The organism is Pseudomonas syringae group sp. 243L2 (assembly GCF_032587875.1).
Taxonomy (GTDB): Bacteria; Pseudomonadota; Gammaproteobacteria; order Pseudomonadales; family Pseudomonadaceae; genus Aquipseudomonas; species Aquipseudomonas amygdali.
Genome location: NZ_JAWHPL010000025.1, coordinates 157,507 through 183,132, shown reverse-complemented (window position 1 = coordinate 183,132; position 25,626 = coordinate 157,507). Strand labels below are relative to the sequence as shown.

The 25,626-nt window shown below is 58.4% G+C and carries 21 protein-coding genes; 10 read left to right on the top strand and 11 right to left on the bottom strand.

Annotation, left to right across the window (positions count from 1 at the left end; genetic code table 11):
* Nucleotides 1-8: 8 nt before the first annotated feature.
* Entirely contained in the window at nucleotides 9-479 is a 471-nt protein-coding gene (gene sulA, locus RYB66_RS19280) for an SOS-induced cell division inhibitor SulA (protein ID WP_004656886.1), read from the top strand.
* Between the two features lie 16 nt (nucleotides 480-495).
* Here sulA and RYB66_RS19275 read toward each other — a convergent pair whose 3' ends face one another.
* The 7 genes from RYB66_RS19275 to RYB66_RS19245 form a co-directional block, all read right to left on the bottom strand.
* The gene (locus RYB66_RS19275) at nucleotides 496-729 is read right to left on the bottom strand and encodes a hypothetical protein (protein WP_002554102.1); all 234 of its coding nucleotides are present in this window, start codon (nucleotides 727-729) and stop codon (nucleotides 496-498) included.
* A gap of 61 nt (nucleotides 730-790) precedes the next feature.
* Nucleotides 791-1,312: a DUF6586 family protein gene (locus RYB66_RS19270; protein ID WP_016982119.1), complete on the bottom strand. Its 522-nt coding sequence runs from the start codon at nucleotides 1,310-1,312 to the stop codon at nucleotides 791-793.
* 122 nt (nucleotides 1,313-1,434) lie between these two features.
* The gene (gene topA, locus RYB66_RS19265) at nucleotides 1,435-4,047 is read right to left on the bottom strand and encodes a type I DNA topoisomerase (RefSeq protein ID WP_005744458.1); all 2,613 of its coding nucleotides are present in this window, start codon (nucleotides 4,045-4,047) and stop codon (nucleotides 1,435-1,437) included.
* Between the two features lie 114 nt (nucleotides 4,048-4,161).
* On the bottom strand, nucleotides 4,162-4,398 hold the full coding sequence (locus tag RYB66_RS19260) for a DUF1653 domain-containing protein (RefSeq protein ID WP_005732650.1): 237 nt from the start codon (nucleotides 4,396-4,398) through the stop codon (nucleotides 4,162-4,164).
* A 105-nt stretch (nucleotides 4,399-4,503) separates the two neighbouring features.
* The gene (gene fadA / locus RYB66_RS19255) at nucleotides 4,504-5,679 is read right to left on the bottom strand and encodes an acetyl-CoA C-acyltransferase FadA (protein WP_004656895.1); all 1,176 of its coding nucleotides are present in this window, start codon (nucleotides 5,677-5,679) and stop codon (nucleotides 4,504-4,506) included.
* Between the two features lie 4 nt (nucleotides 5,680-5,683).
* Complete coding sequence (fadB, locus tag RYB66_RS19250; protein WP_016982117.1) at nucleotides 5,684-7,849, bottom strand: fatty acid oxidation complex subunit alpha FadB; 2,166 nt, start codon at nucleotides 7,847-7,849, stop codon at nucleotides 5,684-5,686.
* Between the two features lie 651 nt (nucleotides 7,850-8,500).
* Nucleotides 8,501-8,938, bottom strand: coding sequence for a hypothetical protein (locus tag RYB66_RS19245; RefSeq protein WP_002554109.1), 438 nt, complete (start codon nucleotides 8,936-8,938; stop codon nucleotides 8,501-8,503).
* Nucleotides 8,939-9,069: 131 nt separating this feature from the next.
* Here RYB66_RS19245 and RYB66_RS19240 point away from each other — a divergent pair, with 131 nt between their 5' ends.
* Nucleotides 9,070-9,510 carry a universal stress protein gene (locus tag RYB66_RS19240; RefSeq protein WP_004665751.1) on the top strand — a complete coding sequence of 147 codons (441 nt, stop codon included), beginning with the start codon at nucleotides 9,070-9,072 and terminating at the stop codon, nucleotides 9,508-9,510.
* Nucleotides 9,511-9,577: 67 nt separating this feature from the next.
* Here RYB66_RS19240 and RYB66_RS19235 read toward each other — a convergent pair whose 3' ends face one another.
* Nucleotides 9,578-11,488, bottom strand: coding sequence for an ATP-binding cassette domain-containing protein (locus RYB66_RS19235; RefSeq protein WP_016982116.1), 1,911 nt, complete (start codon nucleotides 11,486-11,488; stop codon nucleotides 9,578-9,580).
* A gap of 204 nt (nucleotides 11,489-11,692) precedes the next feature.
* Here RYB66_RS19235 and RYB66_RS19230 point away from each other — a divergent pair, with 204 nt between their 5' ends.
* Nucleotides 11,693-13,621, top strand: coding sequence for a transglycosylase SLT domain-containing protein (locus RYB66_RS19230; RefSeq protein ID WP_002554112.1), 1,929 nt, complete (start codon nucleotides 11,693-11,695; stop codon nucleotides 13,619-13,621).
* 48 nt (nucleotides 13,622-13,669) lie between these two features.
* Here the strand turns inward: RYB66_RS19230 and RYB66_RS19225 are convergent, their stop codons facing one another.
* Together RYB66_RS19225 and RYB66_RS19220 are read right to left on the bottom strand one after the other, a co-directional pair.
* Nucleotides 13,670-14,479 (bottom strand): MOSC domain-containing protein, encoded by an 810-nt coding sequence (locus tag RYB66_RS19225; RefSeq protein WP_016982110.1) that lies wholly within the window; start codon nucleotides 14,477-14,479, stop codon nucleotides 13,670-13,672.
* 102 nt (nucleotides 14,480-14,581) lie between these two features.
* Complete coding sequence (locus tag RYB66_RS19220) at nucleotides 14,582-15,508, bottom strand: chemotaxis protein CheV (RefSeq protein WP_002554114.1); 927 nt, start codon at nucleotides 15,506-15,508, stop codon at nucleotides 14,582-14,584.
* Between the two features lie 450 nt (nucleotides 15,509-15,958).
* On the opposite strand from RYB66_RS19220, the gene RYB66_RS19215 reads away from it, so the two are divergent.
* Nucleotides 15,959-16,390, top strand: coding sequence for a hypothetical protein (locus tag RYB66_RS19215; RefSeq protein ID WP_002554116.1), 432 nt, complete (start codon nucleotides 15,959-15,961; stop codon nucleotides 16,388-16,390).
* A gap of 157 nt (nucleotides 16,391-16,547) precedes the next feature.
* The gene (locus RYB66_RS19210; RefSeq protein WP_004656916.1) at nucleotides 16,548-17,210 is read left to right on the top strand and encodes a response regulator; all 663 of its coding nucleotides are present in this window, start codon (nucleotides 16,548-16,550) and stop codon (nucleotides 17,208-17,210) included.
* On the opposite strand, the gene yegS is transcribed toward RYB66_RS19210, so the two are convergent.
* The gene (gene yegS, locus RYB66_RS19205) at nucleotides 17,194-18,111 is read right to left on the bottom strand and encodes a lipid kinase YegS (protein WP_016982109.1); all 918 of its coding nucleotides are present in this window, start codon (nucleotides 18,109-18,111) and stop codon (nucleotides 17,194-17,196) included. The genes RYB66_RS19210 and yegS overlap by 17 nt on opposite strands.
* A gap of 522 nt (nucleotides 18,112-18,633) precedes the next feature.
* Between yegS and RYB66_RS19200 the strand changes: the two genes are divergently transcribed.
* The 5 genes from RYB66_RS19200 (at nucleotide 18,634) to RYB66_RS19180 (ending at nucleotide 25,625) form a co-directional block, all read left to right on the top strand.
* Nucleotides 18,634-20,070, top strand: a complete 1,437-nt coding sequence (locus RYB66_RS19200) for an undecaprenyl-phosphate glucose phosphotransferase (RefSeq protein WP_004665755.1) — start codon at nucleotides 18,634-18,636, stop codon at nucleotides 20,068-20,070.
* A complete protein-coding gene (locus RYB66_RS19195; protein ID WP_005744470.1) occupies nucleotides 20,070-21,527 on the top strand; it encodes a mannose-1-phosphate guanylyltransferase/mannose-6-phosphate isomerase in 1,458 nt (485 codons plus the stop codon). Before RYB66_RS19200 ends, RYB66_RS19195 begins: the two co-directional genes overlap by 1 nt.
* A gap of 131 nt (nucleotides 21,528-21,658) precedes the next feature.
* On the top strand, nucleotides 21,659-22,438 hold the full coding sequence (locus RYB66_RS19190; RefSeq protein WP_004656922.1) for a polysaccharide biosynthesis/export family protein: 780 nt from the start codon (nucleotides 21,659-21,661) through the stop codon (nucleotides 22,436-22,438).
* A gap of 17 nt (nucleotides 22,439-22,455) precedes the next feature.
* Complete coding sequence (locus RYB66_RS19185; protein ID WP_005744471.1) at nucleotides 22,456-24,447, top strand: GumC family protein; 1,992 nt, start codon at nucleotides 22,456-22,458, stop codon at nucleotides 24,445-24,447.
* A complete protein-coding gene (locus tag RYB66_RS19180) occupies nucleotides 24,447-25,625 on the top strand; it encodes a glycosyltransferase (protein ID WP_004656925.1) in 1,179 nt (392 codons plus the stop codon). Before RYB66_RS19185 ends, RYB66_RS19180 begins: the two co-directional genes overlap by 1 nt.
* The last annotated feature ends 1 nt before the right edge of the window (nucleotide 25,626 follow it).

Below are 25,626 nucleotides of genomic sequence, written 5' to 3'. Positions count from 1 at the left end.
GAGGCGTTATGCAGTTCCATCAAGCACCGCATTCACAATTGCCACTGTTCGAGGCGTTTCTGGCTCAGCCCATCGCCCCGCTGCTTGCCGATGCAGTCGAAACACCTTGGGGCAACGAGCCAGAACTCTTCAGTGAACTGTCTTTGCGCGGCGCCGCCGGGAACTGCCTGAACCTTCTGGCCCCTATCCTTCGGGAACTGAGCGAAGAAATCGACGCACGCTGGCTGACGCTCATTGCGCCACCCTCAAGCCTGACCCAGACCTGGTTGCGCGATGCAGGACTCAACAGGGAACGGATTCTGCTACTGCAGCCGCGCGGCACACAAAGTGTACTGGAGCTGACTCGCGAAGCACTCAGACTCGGTCGTAGCCATACGGTTGTGAGCTGGATCAATCCACTTGGCACCGCAGCGCGTCAGCAATTGATCAGTGCTGCAAAAATCGGGGAAGCACAGAGCCTGAACATTCGGCTGGGCTAAAAAGCCCGGTCGTCGATCAGTGCAGGACGTGGGGCACGTCATCCTTCTCGACTTCGCCCTCAGCCAGACGGCCAGCCATCTGTACGCCCACACTCAACATGGCCTTGGCGACTTCAACATGCTGACCTTGCATGAACGCTTTGGCATCCGCAGAGAAATCAAGCGTCACCAGAGAACCCTCGTCATCGGCACGACGCAGTTCAATACGTCCGTCAGGCAGTTCGACAATTTCCAGGAAAGAGGTAGGCATTACAATTACTCCGCAAGAGGCGGGCATTGTAACAGCCTGCCAGCCTGCACTTCATTGGTTTTCAGCACTCGCTCAGGCCTTCACGAAAACGGATGGCCAACCCTTTGAGTTGCTGACGCCAGTTTTCGAGCTCTTCACGTGTCAGTTCAGACTCCGGCTCAGCGTCCAGGTTCACAGCCTGTATCATCGGCTGTGTGACGTCACCCTTGAGCTTTTTCGGTGCACGCGGCGGCTCATACAACGCGTTATAGGCCGTCAGCAACTGAGCCAGCCATGTCTGGCGGTTCTGGGCAAGCTCAACCAACTCGGCCATTTCGGGAATTGCTGTGGCGTTCAGCACTTCCTGAGTCAACAAGTCCTCCGCACGACGCGAGCCGGCCTGCGGCAGTCGGTAGAACCCCGCGATCTCGTGGCACAAGCCGAGCAGCGCGCCATACAGATGAAACAAGGCGGACTCACGCTCGGCCTGCAACAATGCAGGCGCGTTCACCGCCTGCCCCTTCTCCGCCTTCCCCAACGCTTCGAGCGCAAGCCCTGCGAAATAGATCTTCTGGTTGGTACGGGTATAGAGCTCATGAGCCATGGCGAGACTCTCCATAACAATGGGATACAGAACAGCATAGCCTGTGGCGCCGGATCAGTCTGGCACCGCAGGCCGTGCCTGTCGAAAACAGCGCCCGACATGTTTGCGTCGGGCGCTTGCGATCAACGCTTGTCTTCAACCTTCCAGGCGCTGCCGTCGTAGAACGCACGCCAGCCCGTAGGCTTGCCCTCTACTTCGGTCTGGACATACTGCTCTTTGGTCTTGCGACTGTAACGGATCACTGCTGGACGACCGTCCGGATCCTTCTTCGGCGCTTCGCAAAGGAAGTGGTACTTGGGATCGATTTCGTCCTTGTGCGGCGCGATCTCGATAACCAGCGGGGCACGGGTTTCACGGTTTTTCGGGAACTGGCTGGCAGCCAGGAACAGGCCCGAAGCGCCGTCACGCAGAATGTAGGTGTCGTCGACCTTGTCGCACTTGAGCTCCGGCATCTTCACCGGGTCCATCTTCGGTGGTGCTGCGTCGCCGCTTTTCAGCAGTTTGCGGGTGTTCTTGCACTCCGGATTGGTACAGCCGAAGAACTTGCCGAAACGACCGGTCTTGAGCTGCATTTCGCTGCCGCACTTGTCGCATTCCAGACTCGGGCCTTCGTAGCCTTTGATCCGGTAAGTACCTTCCTCGATCTCGTAACCTGTGCAATCGGGGTTGTTGCCGCAAATGTGCAGTTTGTGCTTTTCGTCGAGCAAATACGCGTCCATCGCCGTGCTACAGATCGGGCAGCGATGTTTGCCGCGCAGAACCCGCGACTCGGACTCGCCCTCGTCATCGTCGGCAATTTCGTCGCCGGGGGTCAGATTGACAGTCGCCTTGCAGCGTTCCTTGGGCGGCAGGCTGTAGCCGGAGCAACCCAGAAACACACCAGTCGAGGCGGTGCGAATCTGCATCGGGCGGCCGCATACCTTGCACGGGATATCGGTCATCACCGGCTGGTTGGCACGCATGCCGCCATCAGCGGCCTCGGCCACGTCGAGCTTTTTACGGAAATCACCGTAGAACTCGTCCAGGACGTTTTTCCAGTCGCGCTCACCCTGAGCCACGTCGTCGAGGTTTTCTTCCATCCCGGCGGTAAAGCCATAGTCCATCAGGTTGGAAAAGCTTTCGGACAGACGTCCGGTGACGATGTCGCCCATTTTTTCCGAGTAGAAGCGGCGATTGTGCAGCGCCACGTAGCCACGGTCCTGAATGGTCGAAATGATCGCGGCGTAGGTCGACGGGCGACCGATACCGCGCTTTTCCATTTCCTTGACCAGACTGGCTTCGGAATAACGCGCTGGCGGCTTGGTGAAGTGCTGGCTGGGGTCGAGCTTGTTCAGCTTCAGCGCTTCGCCCTGCGCCATGTCCGGCAGAACGTCGTCATCGCCCGGCTTGGCCATCTGTGGCAACGCACGGGTATAGCCGTCGAACTTGAGGATGCGGCCCTTGGCGCGCAGCTCGAAGTCGCTTGCTGCGACCGTGACAGTGGTCGACAGGTATTGTGCAGGCAGCATCTGGCAAGCCACGAACTGGCGCCAGATCAACTCGTAAAGGCGCTCGGCGTCACGCTCCATCCCGGCAAGCTTGCTCGGGTGGGTGTTGACGTCGGAAGGTCGAATCGCTTCGTGAGCCTCTTGCGCACCTTCCTTGCTGCTGTAGACGTTAGGCGATTCCGGCAGGTACTTCTTGCCGAACTCGGTTTCGATGTAGTCACGCGCCATGCTTACCGCGTCGGCCGACAGGTTGGTCGAGTCGGTACGCATATAAGTGATGTAGCCAGCCTCATACAAGCGCTGTGCCATCATCATGGTCTTCTTGACGCCGAAGCCCAGGCGATTGCTCGCCGCCTGCTGCAGGGTCGAGGTGATGAACGGCGCCGATGGCTTGCTGCTGGTCGGCTTGTCTTCACGCTTGACGATGCTGTAGCTGGACGCCTTGAGCTTTTCAAGGGCCGCCATGGCCTGGGTTTCGTTCAGCGGCTTGAACGCTTCGCCGTTTTCACGCGCCACTTCGAACCGCACATTGGCGCCTTTGGCGGTGCCCAGATCGGCGTGGATTTCCCAGTATTCTTCAGGGTTGAACGCGCGAATTTCACGCTCACGCTCCACCACCAGCTTCACCGCAACCGACTGCACACGACCGGCAGACAAACCACGGGCCACTTTCTGCCAGAGCAGCGGCGAGACCATGTAGCCTACGACGCGGTCAAGGAAACGACGCGCCTGCTGAGCGTTGACCCGGGCAATGTCCAGCTCGCCTGGCTTGGAAAACGCTTCCTGAATGGCTTTCTTGGTGATCTCGTTGAACACCACGCGCTTGTAGCGGCTGTCATCCCCGCCGATGGCTTCGCGCAGGTGCCAGGCAATGGCTTCCCCTTCGCGGTCCAAGTCCGTCGCGAGATAGATGGTGTCGGCATCCTTGGCGAGCTTGCGCAGCTCTTCAATGACCTTTTCCTTGCCAGGAAGGATCTCGTACTTGGCCTTCCAGCCATGTTCCGGATCGACTCCCATGCGCGAGACCAGCTGGCGCTGCGCCTTTTCTTTAGGCGTCAGTACCGGGCCCTCGCCCGCAGCAGCCTTGCCACGCTTGGCGGCAGGGTCTTTGGCGGCACTAGCCGAACCGCTGGTGGGCAGGTCTCGGATATGGCCGATACTCGACTTCACCACGTACTGGTTGCCCAAATACTTGTTGATGGTCTTGGCCTTAGCCGGGGATTCCACGATGACCAGCGATTTGCCCATGGATCAGAAAATTCCTGAATAACTAGATGAAAGACAGTGAGGAGCTTGTAAAGGCCACGCTATATATAGTGGCTACAAGGTGAGGTCAAGCACAGCCTGTTGTGCAATTCCTTCTCACATTGGTGAAAACAGGCTGGGTTCAGCCTCAACCAGAGCAAAGCGCGGGACGTGCTCGCCGTCAACCTCGACCGACTCCAGAAACATGCTCAAGGGACGCACCCACATCCCGAAATCGCCGTACAGAGCCTGATAGAACACGACTTCCTCTTCGGTTTCGGAATGCCTGGCAACACTGAAAACCCGGTACTGCGGGCCTTTGTAATGGCGATAGAGCCCTGGTTGCAGTTGCATGCTGCGGTCCTCTTGTAACACGTTCAAAAAATTTGGCTGAAGAAACCTTTTTTTCAAAAAACAAAAGCCGGGGCACCAAGCCCCGGCTCGCATCACACACAGGAATCAGACGCGTTCGAAAACGGTCGCGATGCCCTGCCCCAGACCAATACACATGGTAGACACACCGAAGGTGCCGCCATTTTGCTTCATGACATTGAGCAAGGTGCCGGAGATGCGCGCGCCGGAACACCCAAACGGATGACCCAGAGCGATGGCGCCGCCGTGCAGGTTAACCTTCTCGTTCATCTTGTCGAGCACTTTCAAATCTTTCAACACCGGCAAGGCCTGTGCAGCGAAGGCTTCGTTGAGCTCGATGAAGTCGATATCGGCGATCGTCAGGCCTGCACGCTTGAGCGCTTTCTGAGTTGCCGGAACCGGACCATAGCCCATGATCGCTGGGTCGACACCGGCCACGGCCATCGAGCGAATCACCGCCAGAGGCTGGATACCGAGGTCCTGGGCGCGCTGCGCCGACATGACAATCATGCACGACGCACCGTCAGTGATCTGCGAGGACGTACCGGCAGTCACGGTGCCACCTTTTGGATTGAACGCCGGCTTGAGCGCGGCGAGACTTTCCAGGGTGGTGTCCGGACGAATGGTCTCATCGTAGTCAAAGACCTTGAGGAAGCCGTTCTCGTCATACCCCTGCATCGGGATGATCTCATCCTTGAACTTGCCTTCCAGCGTCGCCTTGTGGGCCAACTGGTGGGAACGCAGGCCGAAGGCATCCTGCTGCTCGCGGGTAATGCCATGCATTTTGCCGAGCATTTCAGCGGTCAGGCCCATCATTCCGGAGGCTTTGGCAGCGTGCAGGGACATGTGCGGGTTCGGGTCCACGCCATGCATCATGCTGACGTGGCCCATGTGCTCCACACCACCGATGACGAACACGTCACCGTTGTTGGTCATGATCGCCTGCGCAGCGGTGTGCAGCGCGCTCATGGACGAACCACACAGACGGCTTACTGTCTGCGCAGCCGAAGTGTGCGGGATCTGGGTCAGCAATGACGCCATGCGCGCGATGTTCCAGCCCTGCTCCAGGGTCTGGTTGACACAGCCCCAGATCACGTCCTCGACTTCAGCCGGATCAACCTTGTTGTTGCGCTCGAGCAATTTGCTGATCAAATGCGCGGACATGTCTTCAGCGCGGGTGTTGCGGTGCATGCCGCCCTTGGAGCGACCCATCGGGGTACGACCGAAGTCGACAATCACGACGTCTCTTGGATTAAGGCTCATTCGTTCATTCCTCGGAAGACGCTTGACCGAAGAAGCTCTGGCCTTTACTGGCCATTTCACGCAGCTTCGCGGTCGGTTGATACAGGGCACCCAGCTCGGCGTATTGGTCAGCCAGGGCAACGAATTCGGCAACACCGATGGAGTCGATGTAGCGCAGCGCACCGCCACGGAATGGAGGGAAACCAATACCGTAGATCAGGCCCATGTCGGCTTCGGCAGCGGTTTCGACGATGCCGTCTTCCAGGCAGCGAACCGTTTCCAGGCACAACGGGATCATCATCCAGTTGATGATGTCTTCATCGCTCACTTCACGCTGTTCGTAGACGATCGGCTTGAGCACATCCAGCACAGCCGGGTCATTGACCTTCTTGGGCTTGCCCTTCTTGTCGGTCTCGTAGGCGTAGAAGCCCTTGCCGTTCTTCTGTCCCAGACGTTTGGCTTCATACAGCGCGTCAACCACAGAGCGGCGATCATCCTTCATCCGGTCAGGGAAACCTTCGGCCATGACATCACGGCCATGGTGGCCGGTGTCGATACCGACAACGTCCATCAGGTACGCAGGCCCCATCGGCCAGCCGAATTTCTCCATGACCTTGTCGATGCGCACGAAATCCACGCCTGCGCTGACCAGCCTGGCAAAACCGCCAAAGTACGGAAACAGTACGCGGTTGACCAGAAAGCCCGGACAGTCGTTGACCACAATCGGGTTCTTGCCCATTTTCCTGGCGTAGGCAACGGTCGTGGCGACCGCTTCTTCGCTGGACTTCTCGCCACGGATCACTTCCACCAGCGGCATCATGTGCACCGGGTTGAAGAAGTGCATGCCGACGAAGTTTTCCGGACGCTTGAGGGCCTTGGCCAGCAAGCTGATCGAGATGGTCGAAGTGTTGGACGCCAGAATGGTGTGCTCACCCACGTTGGCTTCGACTTCCGTCAGTACCGCCTGCTTGACCTTCGGGTTTTCGACAACCGCTTCGACCACCAGGTCGACGTTGCCGAAATCGCCGTAGGAAAGCGTAGGACGAATCGCGTTAAGCGCTTCGGCCATCTTCGCCGCAGTCAGACGGCCTTTTTCCAGGCGACCACCAAGCAGTTTGGAGGCTTCGTTCAGACCCAGTTGAATGGCTTCTTCGCGGATATCCTTCATCAGGATCGGCGTGCCCTTGACTGCCGACTGATAGGCAATGCCGCCACCCATGATCCCGGCGCCCAGTACGGCGGCCTGTTTCACATCCTTGGCGACTGCGTCGTAGCCCTTGGCTTTCTTTTTCAGTTCCTGATCGTTCAGAAACAGGCCGATAAGGCTCTGCGCAGCAGATGTCTTGGCCATTTTCACGAAACCGGCGGCTTCGACTTCCAGCGCCTTGTCACGACCGAAATTGGCGGCTTTCTGGATGGTCTTGATCGCCTCGACCGGTGCCGGATAGTTCGGTCCGGCCTGACCTGCAACAAAACCTTTGGCGGTTTCGAATGCCATCATTTGCTCGATGGCATTGAGCTTGAGCTTGTCCAGCTTGGGCTGGCGCTTGGCCTTGTAGTCGAACTCGCCGGAAATGGCGCGCTGAATCAGGTCAAGGGCCGCGGCCTGAAGCTTCTCGGGTGCAACTACCGCATCAACGGCACCAACCTTCAGAGCATCCTCTGCGGAGCTTTCCTTGCCTGACGCGATCCATTCGATTGCGTTGTCAGCACCGATGATGCGCGGCAAACGCACAGTACCGCCGAAACCAGGGTATAGGCCCAGCTTGACTTCGGGCAGACCGATGCGAGCACTGCTGGAGATGACCCGATAGTCTGCGGCCAGGCACATTTCCAGACCGCCGCCCAGCGCAATGCCGTTAATAGCGACAACGGTGGGCACGCCCAGATCTTCGAAATCGCTGAAAATCCTGTTGGCTTGCAGATTGCCCGCAACCAGTTCGGCTTCCGGCAACTTGAAGTTGTCGACGAACTCGGTGATGTCGGCACCGACGATGAATACGTCCTTGCCACTGCTGACGATCACGCCCCTGACCGAGGCATCGGCCTTGATTGCATCGACTGCCTGACGCAATTCATTGAGGGTGAGGCGGTTGAACTTGTTGACGGACTCACCCTTGAGATCGAAATTCAATTCGACGATGCCACTTTCAAGAGCCTTAACCGTGATGGCTTTACCTTCGTAAATCATCAACTGATCTCCACAATATGGAAGCTGAACAATACCCGCCGGACATTAATGTCCGACGGGGCTACGACGTCGCCGTCGATGAACTCGCCAAATCACACGTTTACCCGCCGCGACGTGGTAGCCAGGATTCTGTCAGAGCCTTCTGACGACCAAACGATCATTTCATACGCCCGTTTGATTTGGGTACGCACACCATCAGGCATAACCGAGAGATTGTCAATTCGACTAAACACTCGAAAATATTCGTTTTCGCGGGAATATGCAGGCACTCCATAATGCCCACGCCTGTGTGCGATCCGCCATCATTCGCCAGCGTGATAGTAGCCGAACTCAGGTGCTGTAGCCTGATCTAGAGAGCGTGACACGAGACAGCTGTAGGCCAGGAAAATCAGGCGCGGACGCACCGCCTGAGGGCACATACAAAAAATATTTGCAGGAATCGCGACAAAATGGAGCAAAAGGGCTAGAGTCGCAACACTGCGCCACAAGAGGCTCGCAATGCAGCTGATTTGCGGGTGCGCAACAGCGAAGGCCGACATGGCGGCGAAAGCCTGTCGGCACGCGACGAATTATCGGCCTGCCTGGCCAACCCCGGCCCGATGTTGTTATCGGGCTTTTTAATGCCTGCGATTTAATGCCTTTGAGTCAGGCTCAGGCCAATTCCCTGAGCAGCTTATCAATACGCTGCAACACTTCTGCCTCGCCCCGCTCCGCCCAGTACACGGCAACCATCTGCCCGTCAGCCTCGACCTTGTAGGCATCTGCGGGTAACGTCTGCAGATGAGGCAGCAGCTTTGGATCTTCGCAGACCTCACGCCAGCGGTTGCGCCAGACACCCGGCTCGCTCTGCCAGTAAACCCAGGCATCTGCATGCGAGCCCAGCCGCGGGCGATGGTACTGTGCGCAAGGGCTTGGCGGCTCTTTCGTCAGCCAGTGCGGCCACTCTTGCGGGGCAAGCTGCATACCCATTCCCAGACGGCGCGCCTCCATGCGCAATGCCATCCTGCCGCTCTGATGACGCGACGGGCGCAACCACACAAGCGGGCTCAGCATCACACCAATGATTGACAGGACTATCCAGACCGTCATATTTCTTGCCCCCCACCCGATCTCGGACTTCTCACAACATTTTTGAAAACAATGGCTTGCACAAGGGTCTGCCCAGATGCGAACGAAAGAGCCATACTCCCACCATCGCAATGTTCCCGGAGGACACCCTCATGCCATACGAACACATTCTGGTTGCTATTGACCTCACCGATGAGTGTGACCCGGTCATCCGTCGCGCCAGCTTGCTGGCCAAGGCCAGCGAAGCAAAACTGTCGGTCGTGCACATCGTCGAACCAATCGCCATGGCGTTCGGCGGTGACGTCCCGATGGACCTTTCGCAATTGCAACAGCAACAGATGGATCAGGCCCAGGAGAAGCTCGAAAAGCTCAAACTCAAGTACCCGCAGCTGAAAACCAGCGAAAACCACATAGTGATTGGTCAGCCACGGCAGGAAATCCACAAACTCGCCAAGAGCAAGGCTTGTGACATGATCGTCGTCGGCAGCCATGGCCGCCACGGCCTGGCCTTGTTGCTTGGCTCCACTGCCAACGACGTCCTGCACGGCGCACCATGTGACGTGCTGGCAGTGAGCCTCAAAAAGCCCGAGTAATCTGGCCTGCTACAGCAAAAAGCCCGGTTACCCGGGCTTTTCTGCATCACACGAACGCGTCAGGCGATCACTCGTCCAGTTCGGCCCAGCGCTCCAGCAGCTTGTCCAGCTCAGCCTGCAGGTTTTCCAGTTGCGCCAGCACGGCAGCAGTCTGTTCCGCCGAACGCTGGTAAAAGCCCGGCTCGGCCATTTCTGCAGTCAGGACGGCCATCCTGCCTTCAACCTCATCGATCTGCGCAGGCAGCGCCTCCAGCTCGCGCTGAAGTTTGTAGCTAAGCTTCTTCTTGGCGACCGGCATGTCCTGCGCGGCAACCGGTGCGGCCTGCACCACAGCGCTGGCCAGTTCGGCCTTGCCCGACTTGGTGTCGGCAACACCCAGAAGACGCGGCGAACCGCCCTGACGCAGCCAGTCCTGATAACCACCGACGTATTCGCGAACCTTGCCTTCACCTTCGAACACCAGCGTGCTGGTGACGACGTTGTCGAGGAATGCCCGGTCGTGACTGACCATCAGCACGGTGCCCTTAAAGGTCAGCAAGACCTCTTCGAGCAGCTCCAGAGTTTCGACGTCCAGGTCGTTGGTCGGTTCGTCGAGCACCAGCAGGTTGGCAGGCTTGCTGAACAATTTGGCCAGCAACAGACGGGCACGCTCGCCACCGGACAGCGCCTTGACTGGCGTGCGGGCACGTTGCGGGCTGAACAGGAAGTCACCCAGGTAACTCAGGACATGACGGCTCTGGCCATCGATGTCGATGAAGTCACGCCCCTCGGCAACGTTGTCGATCACGGTCTTTTCCAGGTCGAGCTGGTGACGCAACTGGTCGAAATAGGCCACATCGAGACGCGTACCGACTTCAACCTTGCCACCGGTCGGCTGGAGGTTGTCGAGCATCAGCTTGAGCAATGTGGTCTTGCCGGTGCCGTTCGCGCCGAGCAGACCGATACGGTCTTCGCGCTGCAGGACCATGGAGAAATCCTTGATCAACATCGGGCCACCCGGATGGGCAAAGCTGACGTTGTCGAGAACCATGACCTGCTTGCCGGATTTCTCGGCAGTATCGAGCTGGATATTGGCCTTGCCGGTACGTTCACGGCGCTCGCTACGCTCTACACGCAGCTCCTTCAGGGCACGCACGCGGCCCTCGTTACGGGTACGTCGAGCCTTGATGCCCTGCCGGATCCAGACCTCTTCCTGGGCCAGACGCTTGTCGAACAGTGCGTTGGCAGTCTCTTCGGCTGCCAGTGCGGCTTCCTTGTGGACCAGGAAACTGGCGTAATCGCCGTCCCAGTCGATCAGTCCACCGCGGTCCAGCTCAAGAATACGGGTCGCAAGGTTTTGCAGGAATGCCCGGTCGTGCGTGATGAACAGCACCGCACCCTGGAAATCCTTGAGGGCTTCTTCAAGCCAGGCGATAGCGCCAATATCCAGGTGGTTGGTCGGCTCGTCGAGCAGCAGCAGATCCGGCTCGGAAACCAGCGCCTGAGCCAGCAGAACACGGCGACGCCAGCCACCGGACAACTCGGCCAGGGTCTTGTCGGCAGGCAACTGCAAGCGGCTGAGCGTGCTCTCGACCAGTTGCTGCAAGCGCCAGCCATCACGGGCTTCGAGGTCCTGCTGAACATGCATCAGCTTGTTCAGGTCTTCCTCGGTGACGCAGTTCTGCGCCAGATGGTGGTATTCGGCCAGCAACGCACCGACGCCATCCAGACCTTCGGCCACCACGTCGAAGACAGTCCGTCCGTCGGCTACCGGCAATTCCTGGGGCAATTCGCCGATCTTGAGGCCGGGCGCACGCCAGACAGCCCCGTCATCAGGCTTCTGAACGCCTTTTACCAGCTTCAACATGCTGGATTTGCCTGTGCCGTTACGGCCGATGATGCACACCCGCTCACCACGGGCGATCTGCCAGGACACCTTGTCCAATAACGGCATGGCGCCGAAAGCAAGGGACACATCGCTGAATTTGAGCAGGGTCATGAGCTTCTCCAAAAACCGGGCGCGCATTCTACCTGAGATAACCGGCGGATGTCGGGAATCGTGGCACCCGTGACAACTTCCACATACCCTTCATAACCGACAATTATTTCCATATGAGACAAGCTCGTCGGCAATGCTTTCACCATGAGCTGGCAAAAGGCTAAGCTAGCAATACTTTTCACGACTCATCTGCTCGGAAGTCTCATGCGCAGTCGTTTGTTCAGCTTTTTATCGTGCCTGCTCCTCTCCACCACCGCCATCCAGACTGCTCATGCGGTAGACCTCAACCAACAACGCAAGTATTACGACGAAGCCAAGCGTGCGCTGGCCAAGGGCGATTCAGGCCCGTATCAGATGTACAGCACGGCGCTGGCCGATTATCCGCTGGAGCCCTACCTCGAATACGACGAGCTGACGGCGCGCCTGAAGACTGCCAGCAACGCGGAAATCGAGAAGTTTCTTGCCGAGCATGGAGACCTGCCGCAGGCCAACTGGATGAAGTTGCGCTGGTTGCGCTGGCTGGCGGAACGCGGTGACTGGCAACCGTTCGTCAAGTACTACGACCCGAAAATGAATTTCGTCGAACTGGATTGCCTGTACGGCCAATACCAGTTGAGCAACAACAAGCGTGCCGAAGGCTATGCCAGTGCAGAAAAACTGTGGATGACCGGCAAGACACTGCCAGCCGCCTGCGACGGCTTTTTCGCGCAATGGGCAGCCGCAGGCCAGTTGACAGAGCAGAAACGCTGGCAACGGGCCAAACTGGCCGCTCAGGCACGCAATTACAGCCTGGCCAACACCCTGGTCAACAGTCTCAACTCGCTGGCCCCGCAAGGACGCCTGCTGCTGGCCGTCGCCCAGAAGCCGGAAATGGTCAACAACCCCGCGCAGTTCGCGCCGGTGGATGAAGCCATGTCCGATGTGGTCGGCCTTGGCCTGCGCAGACTGGCCAAGGAGGATCCGCAGAAAGCCCTGTCGATGCTCGATGGCTACGCGGCAACCATGCACTTCTCCCGTGAAGAGCAGGTGGAAATTGCCAAGGAAATCGGCCTGACCCTGGCACGTCGCTACGACGACCGCGCCCTGGAGGTCATGACCCGGTACGACCCGGAGCTGCGCGACAATACGGTTACCGAGTGGCGTATGCGTCTGCTGCTGCGGCTGGGTCGCTGGGAAGACGCCTACGAACTGGCACGTCGACTGCCCAAGGACCTTGCTGCAACCAATCGCTGGCGTTACTGGGAAGCCCGCTCTCTGGAACTGGCGCAGCCCAACAGCCCGCTGATTGCCGCTCTGTACAAGGACGTGGCCAAAGAACGCGACTTCTACGGTTTTCTGGCGGCCGACCGCACACAAAGCCCCTATCAGCTCAACAACAAGCCCCTGGTGCTCAGCCAGGCGCTGATCAACAAGGTACGCAATACCCCTGGAGTGCGTCGTGCGCTGGAGTTTCATGATCGCGGCGAAATCGTCGATGGACGACGCGAGTGGTATCACGTCAGCCGCCAGTTCAACCGTGACGAAATGGTTGCCCAGGCCAAACTGGCCTACGACCTGAAATGGTATTTCCCGGCCATTCGCACGATCAGTCAGGCGCAATACTGGGATGATCTGGACATTCGCTTCCCGATGGCCCATCGCGACACGCTGGTACGCGAAGCCAAGGTGCGTGGACTGCACTCAAGCTGGGTATTCGCCATTACGCGCCAGGAGAGCGCCTTCATGGATGACGCTCGCTCGGGCGTCGGTGCCAGCGGGCTGATGCAGTTGATGCCTGCCACCGCCAAGGAAACTGCCCGCAAGTTCAGCATCCCGCTGGCCTCGCCGCAGCAGGTGCTGGACCCGGACACCAACATTCAGCTGGGCGCTGCCTACCTGAGTTCGGTGCATGCCCAGTTCAACGGCAACCGCGTGCTTGCTTCAGCCGCCTACAACGCCGGGCCAGGCCGCGTACGCCAATGGCTGAAAGGTGCCAATCACTTGGCCTTCGATGTCTGGGTAGAGAGCATACCGTTCGATGAAACCCGCCAGTACGTACAGAACGTGTTGTCCTATTCGGTGATCTACGGCCAGAAGCTCAACTCGCCTCAGCCGCTGGTTGACTGGCACGAGCGGTTTTTCGACGATCAGTGACCGGTCGGCAGGAGTGCTTCTCAGAGCACTCCTGCCGCCACGCAACACCTATTCCAGCACTTCGACCGGCATACCCACTTCAAGCTCGCCCAGCCCCTCGTTGACCACGTTCTGGCCAAACAGCACGTTACCCTCCACTTCCCGATAGGTCTTGAGCGTGGCGAAGGGTTCGCGATCCGGGCTGCGCTCGCCGGTAGCGGGGTCGATAGTGGTGAGAATGCAGCGCGCGCAAGGCTTGAGCAGCTGGAATTCGATGTCGCCGATACGGATGCGCTTCCAGCCATCCTCGGCAAAGGCCTCGGCCCCTTCAACCACCAGATTGGGTCTGAAGCGCAGCATTTCCAATGGCCTGCCCAGGCGGGTCGACAGGTCATCGAGCGAGCCCTGACCAATCAGCAGCAACGGGAAGCCATCGGCAAAACTCACCCGATCGTTAATCGTCTGATAGCTCCCGGGCAGCCAGCGCGCACGCTCTGCCGGCAGATAAACCATGCGGGTGGGCTTGCCAATAAACCGGCTGACCCATTCGGCTGCCACATCGCCAGCGTCCGGCACCTGCAACGAATCACGCCAGACTGTCACACCACGCAGGTTCGACTCGATGTCCAGCGGAACCGCGACATCCAGAGGCTCGAAACCGGGTGCCGAAAGGGTTACGCCGCCGCTGGCATTCCACAACACCGTCAGTTGGGACATGTGCGACAGGGCGCGCTGGGTGAAGAACCGACCGTTGCTTTCGTCGACCAGCATCCAGCGTCGGTCCCCCGCCAACCCCAACTGGTCGAACGACGCGCGTTGCAGCGTCTCCGCCTTGCAGGATTTGAGAGGGAAACGATAGAGAGAGCTGAGACGCAACATGAGAGCCGGTTCCTTTGATGGCGGGATAAGCTTTGACGAAGACATCGAAGCTTATCCGAAGCCGGAGCGGCAGGCATCCGCGATCAACAATCGCGCGAGGTATCAGCCAATCATCAAAAGACGTTCGCGCACTACTTCGACCAGCTTGTCGGGCTGGAATTTGGAGAGGAAGTTGTCGCAACCGACCTTCTTGACCATCGATTCGTTGAAGCTGCCGGACAACGAGGTGTGCAGAACGATGTAAAGACTGCGCAAACGCGGATCGTTGCGAATCTCGGTGGTCAGGCGATAACCGTCCATTTCCGGCATTTCGGCATCGGTGAATACCATCAGCAGCTTTTCATGGACGTTCTCGCCCGCGTCCGCCCAACCCTTGAGCATGTTCAACGCCTTGAGACCATCACTGGCCACGTGCAGCTTGAGGCCCAATTGAGACAGCGTGTCGCGCAACTGCGCCAGTGCCACCTTGGAGTCATCGACCAGCAACACCTCACGACCACGGGCATTTTCCAGTACCGGGTCTTCGAGCTTCTCGCGGGACACCTTGGCGTTGTACGGCACGATCTCGGCAAGTACTTTTTCGACGTCGATGATTTCTACCAGTTGGTCATCGACCTTGCTGATCGCCGTCAGGTAATGCTGACGACCGGCGCTGGCCGGCGGCGGCATGATCGCGTCCCAGTTCATGTTGACGATGCGATCCACACCACCGACCAGGAAGGCCTGAACCGAGCGATTGTACTCGGTGACGATGATCGTGCTGCCAGGCCCCGGCACCAGCGGCCGCATACCAATGGCCTGGGAAAGGTCGATCACCGGCAGGGTCTGGCCACGCAGGTTGACCACGCCACAGACGAACGAGTGACGTTGCGGCATGAGGGTCAGCTTGGGTAGCTGCAATACTTCCTGGACCTTGAACACGTTGATCGCAAACAATTGCCGACCGGCAAGGCGAAACATGAGGATTTCCAGGCGATTCTCGCCCACCAGTTGTGTGCGCTGATCTACTGTGTCGAGAATGCCTGCCATTATTAGCTCCTGAAGCAATGGTCACGATGAGTCTGTTGAGCCTGTATCGGCTGAAACCAGCCGGACCTTAATGGCGATGAAAGGCCATTCTCAGTATTGATGTCACTTTACCATCATGATTTACTGGTGTCGCTTTCCTGCCAGACAAATACGACGATGAGCGCGTCCTGGAAAAGCCTGAACATACCCAGTCGCTCAAGGTAAAAATCAAAGAAGCACAAAAAGTCAATCGGGGATAACCTGATATGATCGACATCTAATTGCCACTATTGTGACGCCATTCTCAATACAAGAATGGCGTCAGGTTCGTGTCCGCTTTTCAAACCTTGTAATCAAGCGGCGCTGGCAACATTCAGAAATGCCCTACATACTTTTGTTTGAAATCGACATTAACTGTCAGCCATTCGCCGCGGGCGGAAGTTCGCTATCCATGATCAGTGGAGACAAAGGATGCTGAGCAACAACGATTGGCAGCATAAGCACGACCAGTTCCTGAGCACCTCTCAGGCACTTCTGTACAAGTCGGAAGAATGTCTTTCGCACCTGGAGTTGATCCCCAACGACGAGGACGCCACCGGCTGCCTTCTGACCACCCTGCGCACGCTGGCCCAGGAGGCGGAAGCCGCGCCTGTGCCTTGTATTGCCGAGTTTTCACGTCAGCTGTGTCAATTATTGAAAAGCGGCGACCAGGCCAACGAACTCTCACAGGAAACCCTGCTGACCGTCAAAAACTGCCTGATGCTGATGTCCTGGCAGGTCGAGCTTCTCGATCCGCAAACGGGTGAGTTGACGATGGACAACAACGAACAGCTGGAGCTGTTGGAAAAGCTGGCCAGCGCTTCCTCGCAATCGGCAGCGGTGAAGGACGCAACCCAACGATAACGCTCGACTGTCGAGCATCACACACGCAATGTCATTGAAGTGATGTTGTCACGTCAGGGTTTTCCGTCCTATTGTCTTCACTGCTTTCAAATCGTCTTAAAGGTTGACCAGGGACTGAAAGCACGCCTCGGCGGTCCCATTTACACAAGAAGCCACAATGACCTGCAATCTGTTACTGGTCGACGACCACTCCCTGATCAGAGCCGGCGTGCGAGCGCTGGTTGCAGAAATGCCGGGCTACGCCATTATCGGTGAAACGGCGGACGGCGCGCAGTTGTCGAGCCTGGCGCAGCGACTCAAGCCCGACATCATCCTGCTCGATATCTGGATGAAGAGCGTCGACGGCCTTGAGGCGCTCGAACACTTGTTGAAAGTACAGCCACATTGCAAGGTATTGATCCTGTCGATGCACACCGACCCGGACATGATCATGCGTGCGCTCGACATCGGGGCTCGCGGCTATCTGCTCAAGGACACCACAGCTACCGAACTGGAACAGGCACTGGAAGCGCTGCGCAACAACGAACGCTATCTGAGCCCGGCCATCGCTCATACCGTTATCGAGCGCGCCCTGCGCGGAACACGCTCGGACAGGGCCCGGGCGGCCAAGGAGCGATATCACCTGACCGCTCGCCAACTGGAAATCCTGCGCCTGATCGTGCGTGGCAAGTCCACGCGTGAGATCGCCGACGGCCTGGGGCTGAGCATCAAGACTATCGAGACCCACCGCTCCCAGGTCATGAAGCGGCTGCAGATATTCGATGTCGCCGGGCTGGTCCTGTTTTGCGTTCGCGAACGGATTATCAGTCTGGACGATTGAGCATCGGTGCACGGCTCAGCACCGGTGAATCGGCCGGCAAATGCACCTGTAGCGCGCCCGGTCGTGCCTCAAAGCGCAGGTCCTCGCCAGATAACGGCTCGCCATCGAGGTTGATATCCAGCCCCTGAGCCGACTTGAGTTCTACCCAGGGCAGACGCGCGCGGATGAACATGTTGTCGATGCCCAGTCCGCCTTCCAGCAGACTTCTCAGCGTGCCGACCACTTCCTGAGGCGCTGGCAGGATACTGATGTCGAGCAGGCCATCATCAGCCAACGCGGTCGGACACAGCTCGTGTCCACCGCCAGCCTGCCTGCCGTTACCGATACCCAAGGCAAGAAGATCGCCGCGCCAGTGGAAATCCGGCCCGGTGAGTTCGCCGTGGGCAGCATGCAATTCGCTGAACCTTGTCAGGCCGGTAAACAGATAGGCCGCGCCGCCCAATACCTTTTTCAGGTCTTCGGATGTGTTGGCCGTTACCTGACTGCCAAAGCCGCCGGTAGCCATGTTGAGGAACAGTTTGCCGCCGACGTCACCCAGATCGACGGCACGCGGTGCTACGTCCATCAGTTGCAGAGCCTTGGAGACCTCAAGAGGCACCCCGGCTGCGCGGGCAAAATCGTTGGCAGTGCCCAGCGGCAAAATAGTCAGGCTGGCTTGTGTTTCAGCCAACGCCAGGGCCTCGGCGATATCTCGCAAGGTACCGTCACCACCGCCCGCCACGATATGCCGATGCCCGGCGGCCAGCGCTTCGCCAACCAGGCGCTGGGCATCGCCAGCTTCCCAGGTAAGCCTCACGTCCAGCTCCCAGCCCTGCTTGCGCTTGTCTGCAACGGCATCACGTACGTCTTCGTTGAGCGCCTGTTTACCGTGAAGAATGAGCATTGCCCTGCGTTGTGTCATGACACCTCCTCTGACGAACCCTACGAATTGAAGCCTGCGAGCGACGCTCTTTCTGTAACCAGCGCCCGCATACATTTCGCACGACGCATGACTGTGACCCCGCACATGTCAAAAAGGCCCACCCGTCACAGAAATTTTTTTCACGTCATCAAGAACAGATCAACCCCCGCCAATACTGGGCAAAACCCGGAAGCAGAAGCTCTGGAGCAACGATTGCATCAGGGTTGGCACACTTTTGTACTGACGCTATTTGTTTCATGAGCTTTACTGACAGCAGGCCCCTCAATTGAGGGAAGTTTCATCTACAAATGGTTGAAAAGTCTTAAATAAAATTCGGAACAGGACGACATATATAAAGTGATATTCACAAAAGACAGTCCGGATTCGTCATGACCTCGACACGTAACTGGCTACGCTTGGACACTATCTGTGAACAGATGCCTATTTGAAGCTGCAAAAGCGTCATCGCAAAACGCCCAGGATCAGCAGGATCCAGACGCATACAGGGAGTAAGGGAGTTCTATGAGGTTGCAGCCGGTCGACAGTCTTTCGCTCACCCGCACCAGTCTGGTCGAATACTTTCTTTTCGGTATTCGGCTGGCCCATGGCATTGCCTGCATTCTGCCCGGCCTTGCAATCATGATGCTTATCAAGCATGACGGCCCGGAAACACAGCAGGGTTATATGACCATGCTGCTGTTTTTCGGCTTTGTCGGCGTGTTGGTGTTTCAGGCCATGGGCGTCTATTCCGAAGCGTTGTTCAGCAACGATCTGCGCATGGGCGCGCTGGCAGTTGCCTGGACCGCAGCCTTCGGGCTATTGCTGTTCATGCAACAGGCAATGGGGCTGTTCGGCTATCTCTCTCCCGAAGAATCGCTGATCTGGTACCTGACCAGCCTGGCGCTGTTCGGCATCATTCGCCTGCTGCTGTTGATGCTGTTCAAGCGGCAGATGCGCAAGGGTGTATTCCTGCAACACGCTGTGATTCTGGGCGCGACGGAAAATGGCCTGCGCCTGGCCGAGTACCTGCTTGAGCATCAGGACATCCGTTCGGGTGTCACCGGTTTTATCGACGACCGGATCGGTCGCATGCCCAAGACTGTGGCCAACCTGCCCCTGCTGGGCAATACCAGCGACCTGGAACGGCTGATTCGCGAAGAGAAAGTGACCCAGGTGCTGGTCGCCCTGCCCTGGACGGCGGAAAACCGCATGGATTACATCATTCGCGAACTGCGCAGGCTACCGGTCAACGTGTTGCTGGTGCCGGACATGATTGCCTTCCGGCATACCCACAACCGCATTACCGAAGTGGCCCGGCTGCCGATGTTCAATGCGTCGGATCTGCCGCTCAGTGGCTGGTCTCCATTCATCAAGCGCGCCGAAGATATCGTTCTGTCGTCGCTCGCTTTGCTGGTGTTGTCACCGGTAATGCTGCTGGTTGCGCTGGCGATCAAGCTCGACTCCCCAGGCCCGGTGTTTTTCCGCCAGAAGCGCTACGGTTACAACAATCGCCTGATCGAAGTATTCAAGTTCCGCTCCATGCATCAGCACCAGGCCGATGCAACGGCCGAGCGCCAGACCACCCGTGGCGATGCCAGAATCACACGGGTCGGGCGCTTCATTCGCAAGACCAGCCTGGATGAACTGCCACAGCTGTTCAACGTAGCGGCAGGCAGCATGTCAATGGTCGGGCCACGCCCACATGCGACGGCCACCAAGGCTGCAGGGATTTTGTTCGAGCAAGCGGTGAAAGAATACACGTCGCGGCATCGCGTCAAACCGGGGATCACCGGGCTGGCGCAGATTAACGGCTATCGTGGTGAAACCGACACCGTGGAAAAAATCGAAAAACGCGTCGAGTTCGATCTCGAGTACATCGAAAACTGGTCTGTCTGGTTCGACCTGTACATCCTTATGCGCACTGTGCCTGCAGTGCTATTCACTCGCGAGGCTTACTGATGAGCACGCTTATTCCCTGCATCATCGCCGGTGGCTCCGGCACCCGTCTGTGGCCGGTCTCGCGAGAAGCCATGCCCAAGCCGTTCATGCGCCTTCCCGACGGCCAGAGCCTGCTGCAGAAGACCTTCCTGCGGGCGGTCGGCCTGCCCGGAGTCGATCGCCTGCTGACGGTTACCAACCGGGAGGTGTACTTCCGCACGGTGGACGACTATCGCCAGTTAAACAAAGGCAATGCGCGTCTGGATTTCATCCTCGAGCCCTTCGGGCGTAATACCGCAGCGGCGGTTGCTGCCGCTGCGCTGCATGTCAGCCAGCTGTATGGCGATGACGCGCAGTTGCTGGTTTTGCCTGCTGATCACCTGATTACCAATGTCGAGGAATTCTCCAGAGCAGTGACGGCCGCGCAGAAGCTGGCCACTGAGGGTTGGATGGTGACGTTCGGCATCGTGCCGACCGCAGCGGAAACCGGTTTTGGCTATATCGAAAAAGGCCCGGCACTTGACGCCGATGCCTGTCAGGTCGCCCGTTTTGTCGAAAAACCCGATGCAGTCACCGCCCAGGGCTATGTGGACGGTGGTCTGCATTTCTGGAATGCCGGGATGTTCTGCATGCGTGCCGATGCCGTGCTTCAAGAGCTGCGTACTCACGCGCCTGACGTGCTGAATGCGGTCAGCAGTTGCCTGGCATCGAGCCCGCGCAAGGAAGGCAATCGTGAACTGCAAGTCGAGCTGGACAGCGAATCGTTTGCCCTGACCCCGGACATTTCCATCGACTACGCGCTGATGGAGCGCTCCGAAAAGGTCGCCGTAGTGCCCTGCCAGCTCGGCTGGAGTGATATCGGTTCCTGGCAGGCCGTGCGTGAGCTGTCTCCCGTCGACGCTCAAGGCAATTACTGCAATGGCGAAGCCGTGCTGCATGACGTCAGCAATTGCTACATCGACTCACCCAAACGTCTGGTGGGCGCTATTGGCCTCGACAACCTGATCATCATCGACACCCCCGACGCCTTGCTGATCGCAGACGGACGCCGCAGTCAGGACGTCAAGGTCATCGCTCAGGAGCTCAAGCGCCAGGGCCATGATGCCTACCGTCTGCACCGCACCGTCACGCGTCCGTGGGGCACCTACACGGTGCTCGAAGAAGGCAAGCGTTTCAAGATCAAGCGCATTGTGGTTCGCCCGCAGGCATCACTCTCATTGCAGATGCACCATCACCGCAGCGAGCACTGGATCGTGGTCAGCGGCATGGCCACCGTCACCAACGGCGAGCGTGAATTCATGCTTGATACCAACGAGTCGACGTTCATCAAACCGGGGTTCACGCACCGGCTGGTCAATCCGGGCGTCATCGACCTGGTGATGATCGAGGTGCAGAGCGGTGAGTACCTGGGCGAAGACGATATCGTGCGTTTCACCGATATTTACGGACGTGTTCCCGACAAGACTGTGAAGAGCTGATCCACGAGCGGCAAACGCCGCTTGATTCACTCGGTTTTCAATTGATAGCAACCGGAACAGGCAGTACCCGCCAACATGAATTTATTACCCGCAAGGGAGCCGTATTTGTGCTCGACAGGAGTTCAGGACCAATGAAAAGCATGATGCTGATCGCAAGCTTATTGCTGTTGAGTGCATGTAACACCCCGTCCAGGGTGGGCTTGCCGGATGACCGTGCGCAAATTGAAGCCGGTCAGGCGGCAGGTCGCGCACTGGCGGGCAAACCGCTGCCGCCGGAAAGAATCCGTCCTGGCGATACCCTGCGAATCGTGCGCAACAGTGGCGAGGCACCGTCGATTTCGGCGTTTACCGCCAACTCCATCTACGAGCTGACCCTGTTTCAGGTGCTCAACGACGGCACCTTTTCCTACCCTTACATCGGCACTGTCAAGGCTGCGGGCCTGACACTCCAGCAGTTGAATGACCTGCTGGAAAGCAAGCTGCAGAATGTCTACCGCGAGACGGCACTGACCATCAACATTTCCCAGTCACCGGGCAACACCGTGTTTGTCGGCGGCGCCGTACGTAACTCGGTAACGTTGCCGGTTAACGTTGCTACCAATCTCGATCAGGCGATTGTCGGCGCGGGCGGTGTGGCGCTGGATGCCGATGCCGGTCAGGTCGCGCTGCTGCGTCAGGAAGAAAACGGGCTCTACAAGACCTATTTCTTTGATTACAGCAAGTTTCTCTGGGCGGGCGGTGCGGGTGGCCCTACAGCGCCGGTACTGCTGAAACGTGGCGATATCGTGTTCGTTCCCAAATCATCGGTCGGCAACAAGGTTGACGGCGTATCCCTGTATTTCAACCAGCTGATCCCCTTCGCGAAGTCGATCGGCCTGGGCATGAACTACGAGCTGCGCAACAACAATTAATTGTCAGGGAAACAGACATGATCAACATCCGCTCATTCCGCGACCTGCTGCGCCTGCTGTTCATTTTCAAGCGCGAAGTCAGGATCACCGTGCTGGCGACCTTCGTCATCATCCTTCTGGGCGCGTTTCTGCTCCCCAACCGCTACGAGTCCACAGCTTTGCTGCTGGTCAAGCCCGGCCGTGACAGCAGCACTGTACCTATCGAGCTGTCCGACCGTCAGGCTATCGTTATACCGAGCGGCCTGCGTGATCCGCTGCTCGACGAAGAGCGCATGCTCAGCGGGCGGCCGATCATGCGTGCCGTGTCCGAAAAATACCTCGCCGAGCTGTCTATGGTGCCGCCTGAAACCGGCGTTCTGGCGTCGGTGAAAAACGGCCTCAAGGCAGTCGTCGGGGCAGTCGTCAACGGCGTACGCAACGTTCTGCAATTTATCGGTCTGGTGGAGCATCGCTCGCAGGCCGAACGCCTGGCCGAGGATCTGGAGAAAAACTTCAAGGTCAGCCACGAACCGGGCTCGTCGGTGATGGAGCTGAGATTTACCTGGAACGACCCGGACATCGCCCAGACCGTGCTCAGGACCTGGATCACCGAGTACCAGTTGCAACGCACAAAGACACTGGGCCGGGTCAGCCTGTACGCGTTCTATGAATCGGAAGTGAAAACGACCGGCGCGAACATCATCGAGTACAAGAAGCAAATCCAGAATTACCTGAACCAGTTGAGCGCAGTGAGCATTTCCCAGCGCCTGGCGGATACCTCGCAGGGGCTCAACGATCTGCGTACCGAGCGCAACAACACAACCCGTTCCATTGCGTCTACCAAGGCCGGCCTGGACCTGCTGAAAAAGCAGTTGGCAGAGCAGCCCAAGACAGTCTCGGCAGGTCGCGAACTGGCGTTGAACCCCAATCGCCAGGACTTGCAGAACCGCATCAATGGCAAGGAAGTGGAGCGTCAGGAAATGCTCCGCTCGTTCAAGGAAGAGGCGCCGCCAATCCGGGCGATCAATGAGGAGGTCAACAACCTCAAGAAGCTGCTCAAGGAACAGGAAGCCACCGTCCAGCGCTCTGAAAGCATCACTCCCAACCCCATCTACAACCGCATGCAGAACGTGTACGCCGATCAGCAGACCAGCTACGCGCGCCTGCAAACCCAGCTCGTTCAGCAAAATGCGCAGATCGCGCAGCTGGAAAGCGACCGCCAGCAGGCACTGAATCTGGAGCCGGAGCTTTCGCGCCTGCAGAACGAACTGGATGCGGCCGAGAAAAGCTATGCGCTGTACAAGGACAGCCTGGAAAAATCGCGTATTGACCGTGAGCTGGACAACAGCCAGATCAGCAATATCGCGACCATCGAAGACGCCACCTTCAACCCCAGCCGGGTGTTCCCGAAAAGCCTGCTGATGCTGTTTCTGGCATTCCCGCTGAGTATTGTGGTCGGTGCCGTGGCGCTTTACTTCTTCTACCTGCTGGACCAGCGCATCCACGACGGCGACAAGATCGAGAGCAGCTTCGGCGTCCCGGTCTGGACCAGTCTGCCCGACCTGGAACGTGCTCAGGAGCGCAGTGCAGCCTTCACCTCCAATTTGCACCGGGTATACGGCATTCTGCCGCTCGATCAGGTAGACGAGCGCGGCCTGACCATCGGCTTCACCTCGGTCAAGTCAGGCGCGGGCGTGTCGTTCGTGATCGAGCGGCTCAGCACCTTGCTGATCGAACAGGGTCATCAGGTCCGCACCGAAGGCCGCGGGCCGGCCAGTCCTGGCGAAATCGTGTTGATCAACGCTTCGGCACTTTCCGCCAATCAGGATGCTTTTGTGCTGCTACGCAAGGCTGACCTGATCGTGTTGGTGGTGCGTGCCGAAGACACCACCGTGCCGATGCTGGAAGACACCTTGAATAACCTCAACACCGCATTCAAGAAAGTCGACGGCATCATTATCAACCGCCGTCGTTTCGAGGTACCGGAGCAGGTACTTAACTTCCTCAAACGGATCGGGAGCCGAGGCTGATGCGCATTGCCCTGCTTGCGCCGCTGCCACCCGAGCAGAACGGCATCGCCGATTATGCCGGTCACCTGCGGCATGCGCTCGAAAGCCTCGGCCTGCAGGTCAGTACACCGCTGCTGGGTGTCGGCAACGATCCACGTGCCGCAGAACGGCGCGTGGCCGAAACGGACTGGAGCGAAATCGATCTGGTCCATGCCGAACTGGGCGGCGGACGGCTGGCAGAGTTTCAGGCCCTGCGTGCCTTGCGTCGACGCTTCCCGAAGCTGCCGTTGACCGCGACAGTGCACGATCCCGAGCGGCTGGTGTGGCGGCGCGAAAAACTGCCATGGCCCTTATCGATCGCCAGCGGCATGCGCTCACCGCTGCCGGAAATGGCGACGGTGCTGGCCGACCCGCTGTGCCTGCGTGAAGAACGGCAATTGGCGCAGCACATGACCCGTCTGGTGACACTGACCCAGGCGGGCAGCCAGAGCCTGCGTCAGCGCATGGGGCTGAAAACCGCACAGATGGCGGTGATCAGTCACGGCAACGTCGCCATCGCTCCCGCCCCGCTACCACCTCTGAAGCCATTGCGCCTGCTGTATTTCGGCTTCATTTATCGCGGCAAGGGAATCGAAGACCTGCTTGATGCGCTGGCCAGCGTTTTCACCGCGCAGCCTGCGTTGAGGTCGACCGTACGCCTGACCCTGGCAGGCGGCAGCGAGCCGGAAATGGCCTTCGGCCCGTCCGGCAGCTACCTGGAGCAACTGCGCCTGCGTATCCGCCAACTGGGCCTTGTCGATCTGATCGACTGGCAACTGGACCTGCCTGCCGAGCAGATCCCGCAGGTAATCCAGGCCCATCACGTGATGGTCCTGCCTTATCGCGAATCGAGCAAACTGAAGCTTCTGGGCAAACTGCGCGGCACCAGCGGCGCGCTGTCATGGGCGGTGGCGTGTGGCAGGGGCGTGATTACTTCTGATGCACGCTCGTTTGCCGAAGAAGTCTCGCACGGCAACGGCATGATTTATCCGCAAGGCGATGTGGACGGACTGGCAAAGGCTCTGACGCAAGCTTGCGCGGATCCGGAGCTGGTCAAAAAATGGGCCGAAAACGCCTCGCACATGGGCAAGGCCAGAGTCTGGAGCCACACCGCAGAGCATTTTCGGGATGTATTCCGCCAGGCGTGCGAGGAGAAGTGAC

Coding starts and splice junctions, on each gene's coding strand:
- sulA (WP_004656886.1), top strand. CDS start 9: ATGCAGTTCCATCAAGCACCGCATTCACAATTGCCACTGTTCGAGGCG.
- RYB66_RS19275 (WP_002554102.1), bottom strand. CDS start 729: ATGCCTACCTCTTTCCTGGAAATTGTCGAACTGCCTGACGGACGTATT.
- RYB66_RS19270 (WP_016982119.1), bottom strand. CDS start 1,312: ATGGCTCATGAGCTCTATACCCGTACCAACCAGAAGATCTATTTCGCA.
- topA (WP_005744458.1), bottom strand. CDS start 4,047: ATGGGCAAATCGCTGGTCATCGTGGAATCCCCGGCTAAGGCCAAGACC.
- RYB66_RS19260 (WP_005732650.1), bottom strand. CDS start 4,398: ATGCAACTGCAACCAGGGCTCTATCGCCATTACAAAGGCCCGCAGTAC.
- fadA (WP_004656895.1), bottom strand. CDS start 5,679: ATGAGCCTTAATCCAAGAGACGTCGTGATTGTCGACTTCGGTCGTACC.
- fadB (WP_016982117.1), bottom strand. CDS start 7,849: ATGATTTACGAAGGTAAAGCCATCACGGTTAAGGCTCTTGAAAGTGGC.
- RYB66_RS19245 (WP_002554109.1), bottom strand. CDS start 8,938: ATGACGGTCTGGATAGTCCTGTCAATCATTGGTGTGATGCTGAGCCCG.
- RYB66_RS19240 (WP_004665751.1), top strand. CDS start 9,070: ATGCCATACGAACACATTCTGGTTGCTATTGACCTCACCGATGAGTGT.
- RYB66_RS19235 (WP_016982116.1), bottom strand. CDS start 11,488: ATGACCCTGCTCAAATTCAGCGATGTGTCCCTTGCTTTCGGCGCCATG.
- RYB66_RS19230 (WP_002554112.1), top strand. CDS start 11,693: ATGCGCAGTCGTTTGTTCAGCTTTTTATCGTGCCTGCTCCTCTCCACC.
- RYB66_RS19225 (WP_016982110.1), bottom strand. CDS start 14,479: ATGTTGCGTCTCAGCTCTCTCTATCGTTTCCCTCTCAAATCCTGCAAG.
- RYB66_RS19220 (WP_002554114.1), bottom strand. CDS start 15,508: ATGGCAGGCATTCTCGACACAGTAGATCAGCGCACACAACTGGTGGGC.
- RYB66_RS19215 (WP_002554116.1), top strand. CDS start 15,959: ATGCTGAGCAACAACGATTGGCAGCATAAGCACGACCAGTTCCTGAGC.
- RYB66_RS19210 (WP_004656916.1), top strand. CDS start 16,548: ATGACCTGCAATCTGTTACTGGTCGACGACCACTCCCTGATCAGAGCC.
- yegS (WP_016982109.1), bottom strand. CDS start 18,111: ATGACACAACGCAGGGCAATGCTCATTCTTCACGGTAAACAGGCGCTC.
- RYB66_RS19200 (WP_004665755.1), top strand. CDS start 18,634: ATGAGGTTGCAGCCGGTCGACAGTCTTTCGCTCACCCGCACCAGTCTG.
- RYB66_RS19195 (WP_005744470.1), top strand. CDS start 20,070: ATGAGCACGCTTATTCCCTGCATCATCGCCGGTGGCTCCGGCACCCGT.
- RYB66_RS19190 (WP_004656922.1), top strand. CDS start 21,659: ATGAAAAGCATGATGCTGATCGCAAGCTTATTGCTGTTGAGTGCATGT.
- RYB66_RS19185 (WP_005744471.1), top strand. CDS start 22,456: ATGATCAACATCCGCTCATTCCGCGACCTGCTGCGCCTGCTGTTCATT.
- RYB66_RS19180 (WP_004656925.1), top strand. CDS start 24,447: ATGCGCATTGCCCTGCTTGCGCCGCTGCCACCCGAGCAGAACGGCATC.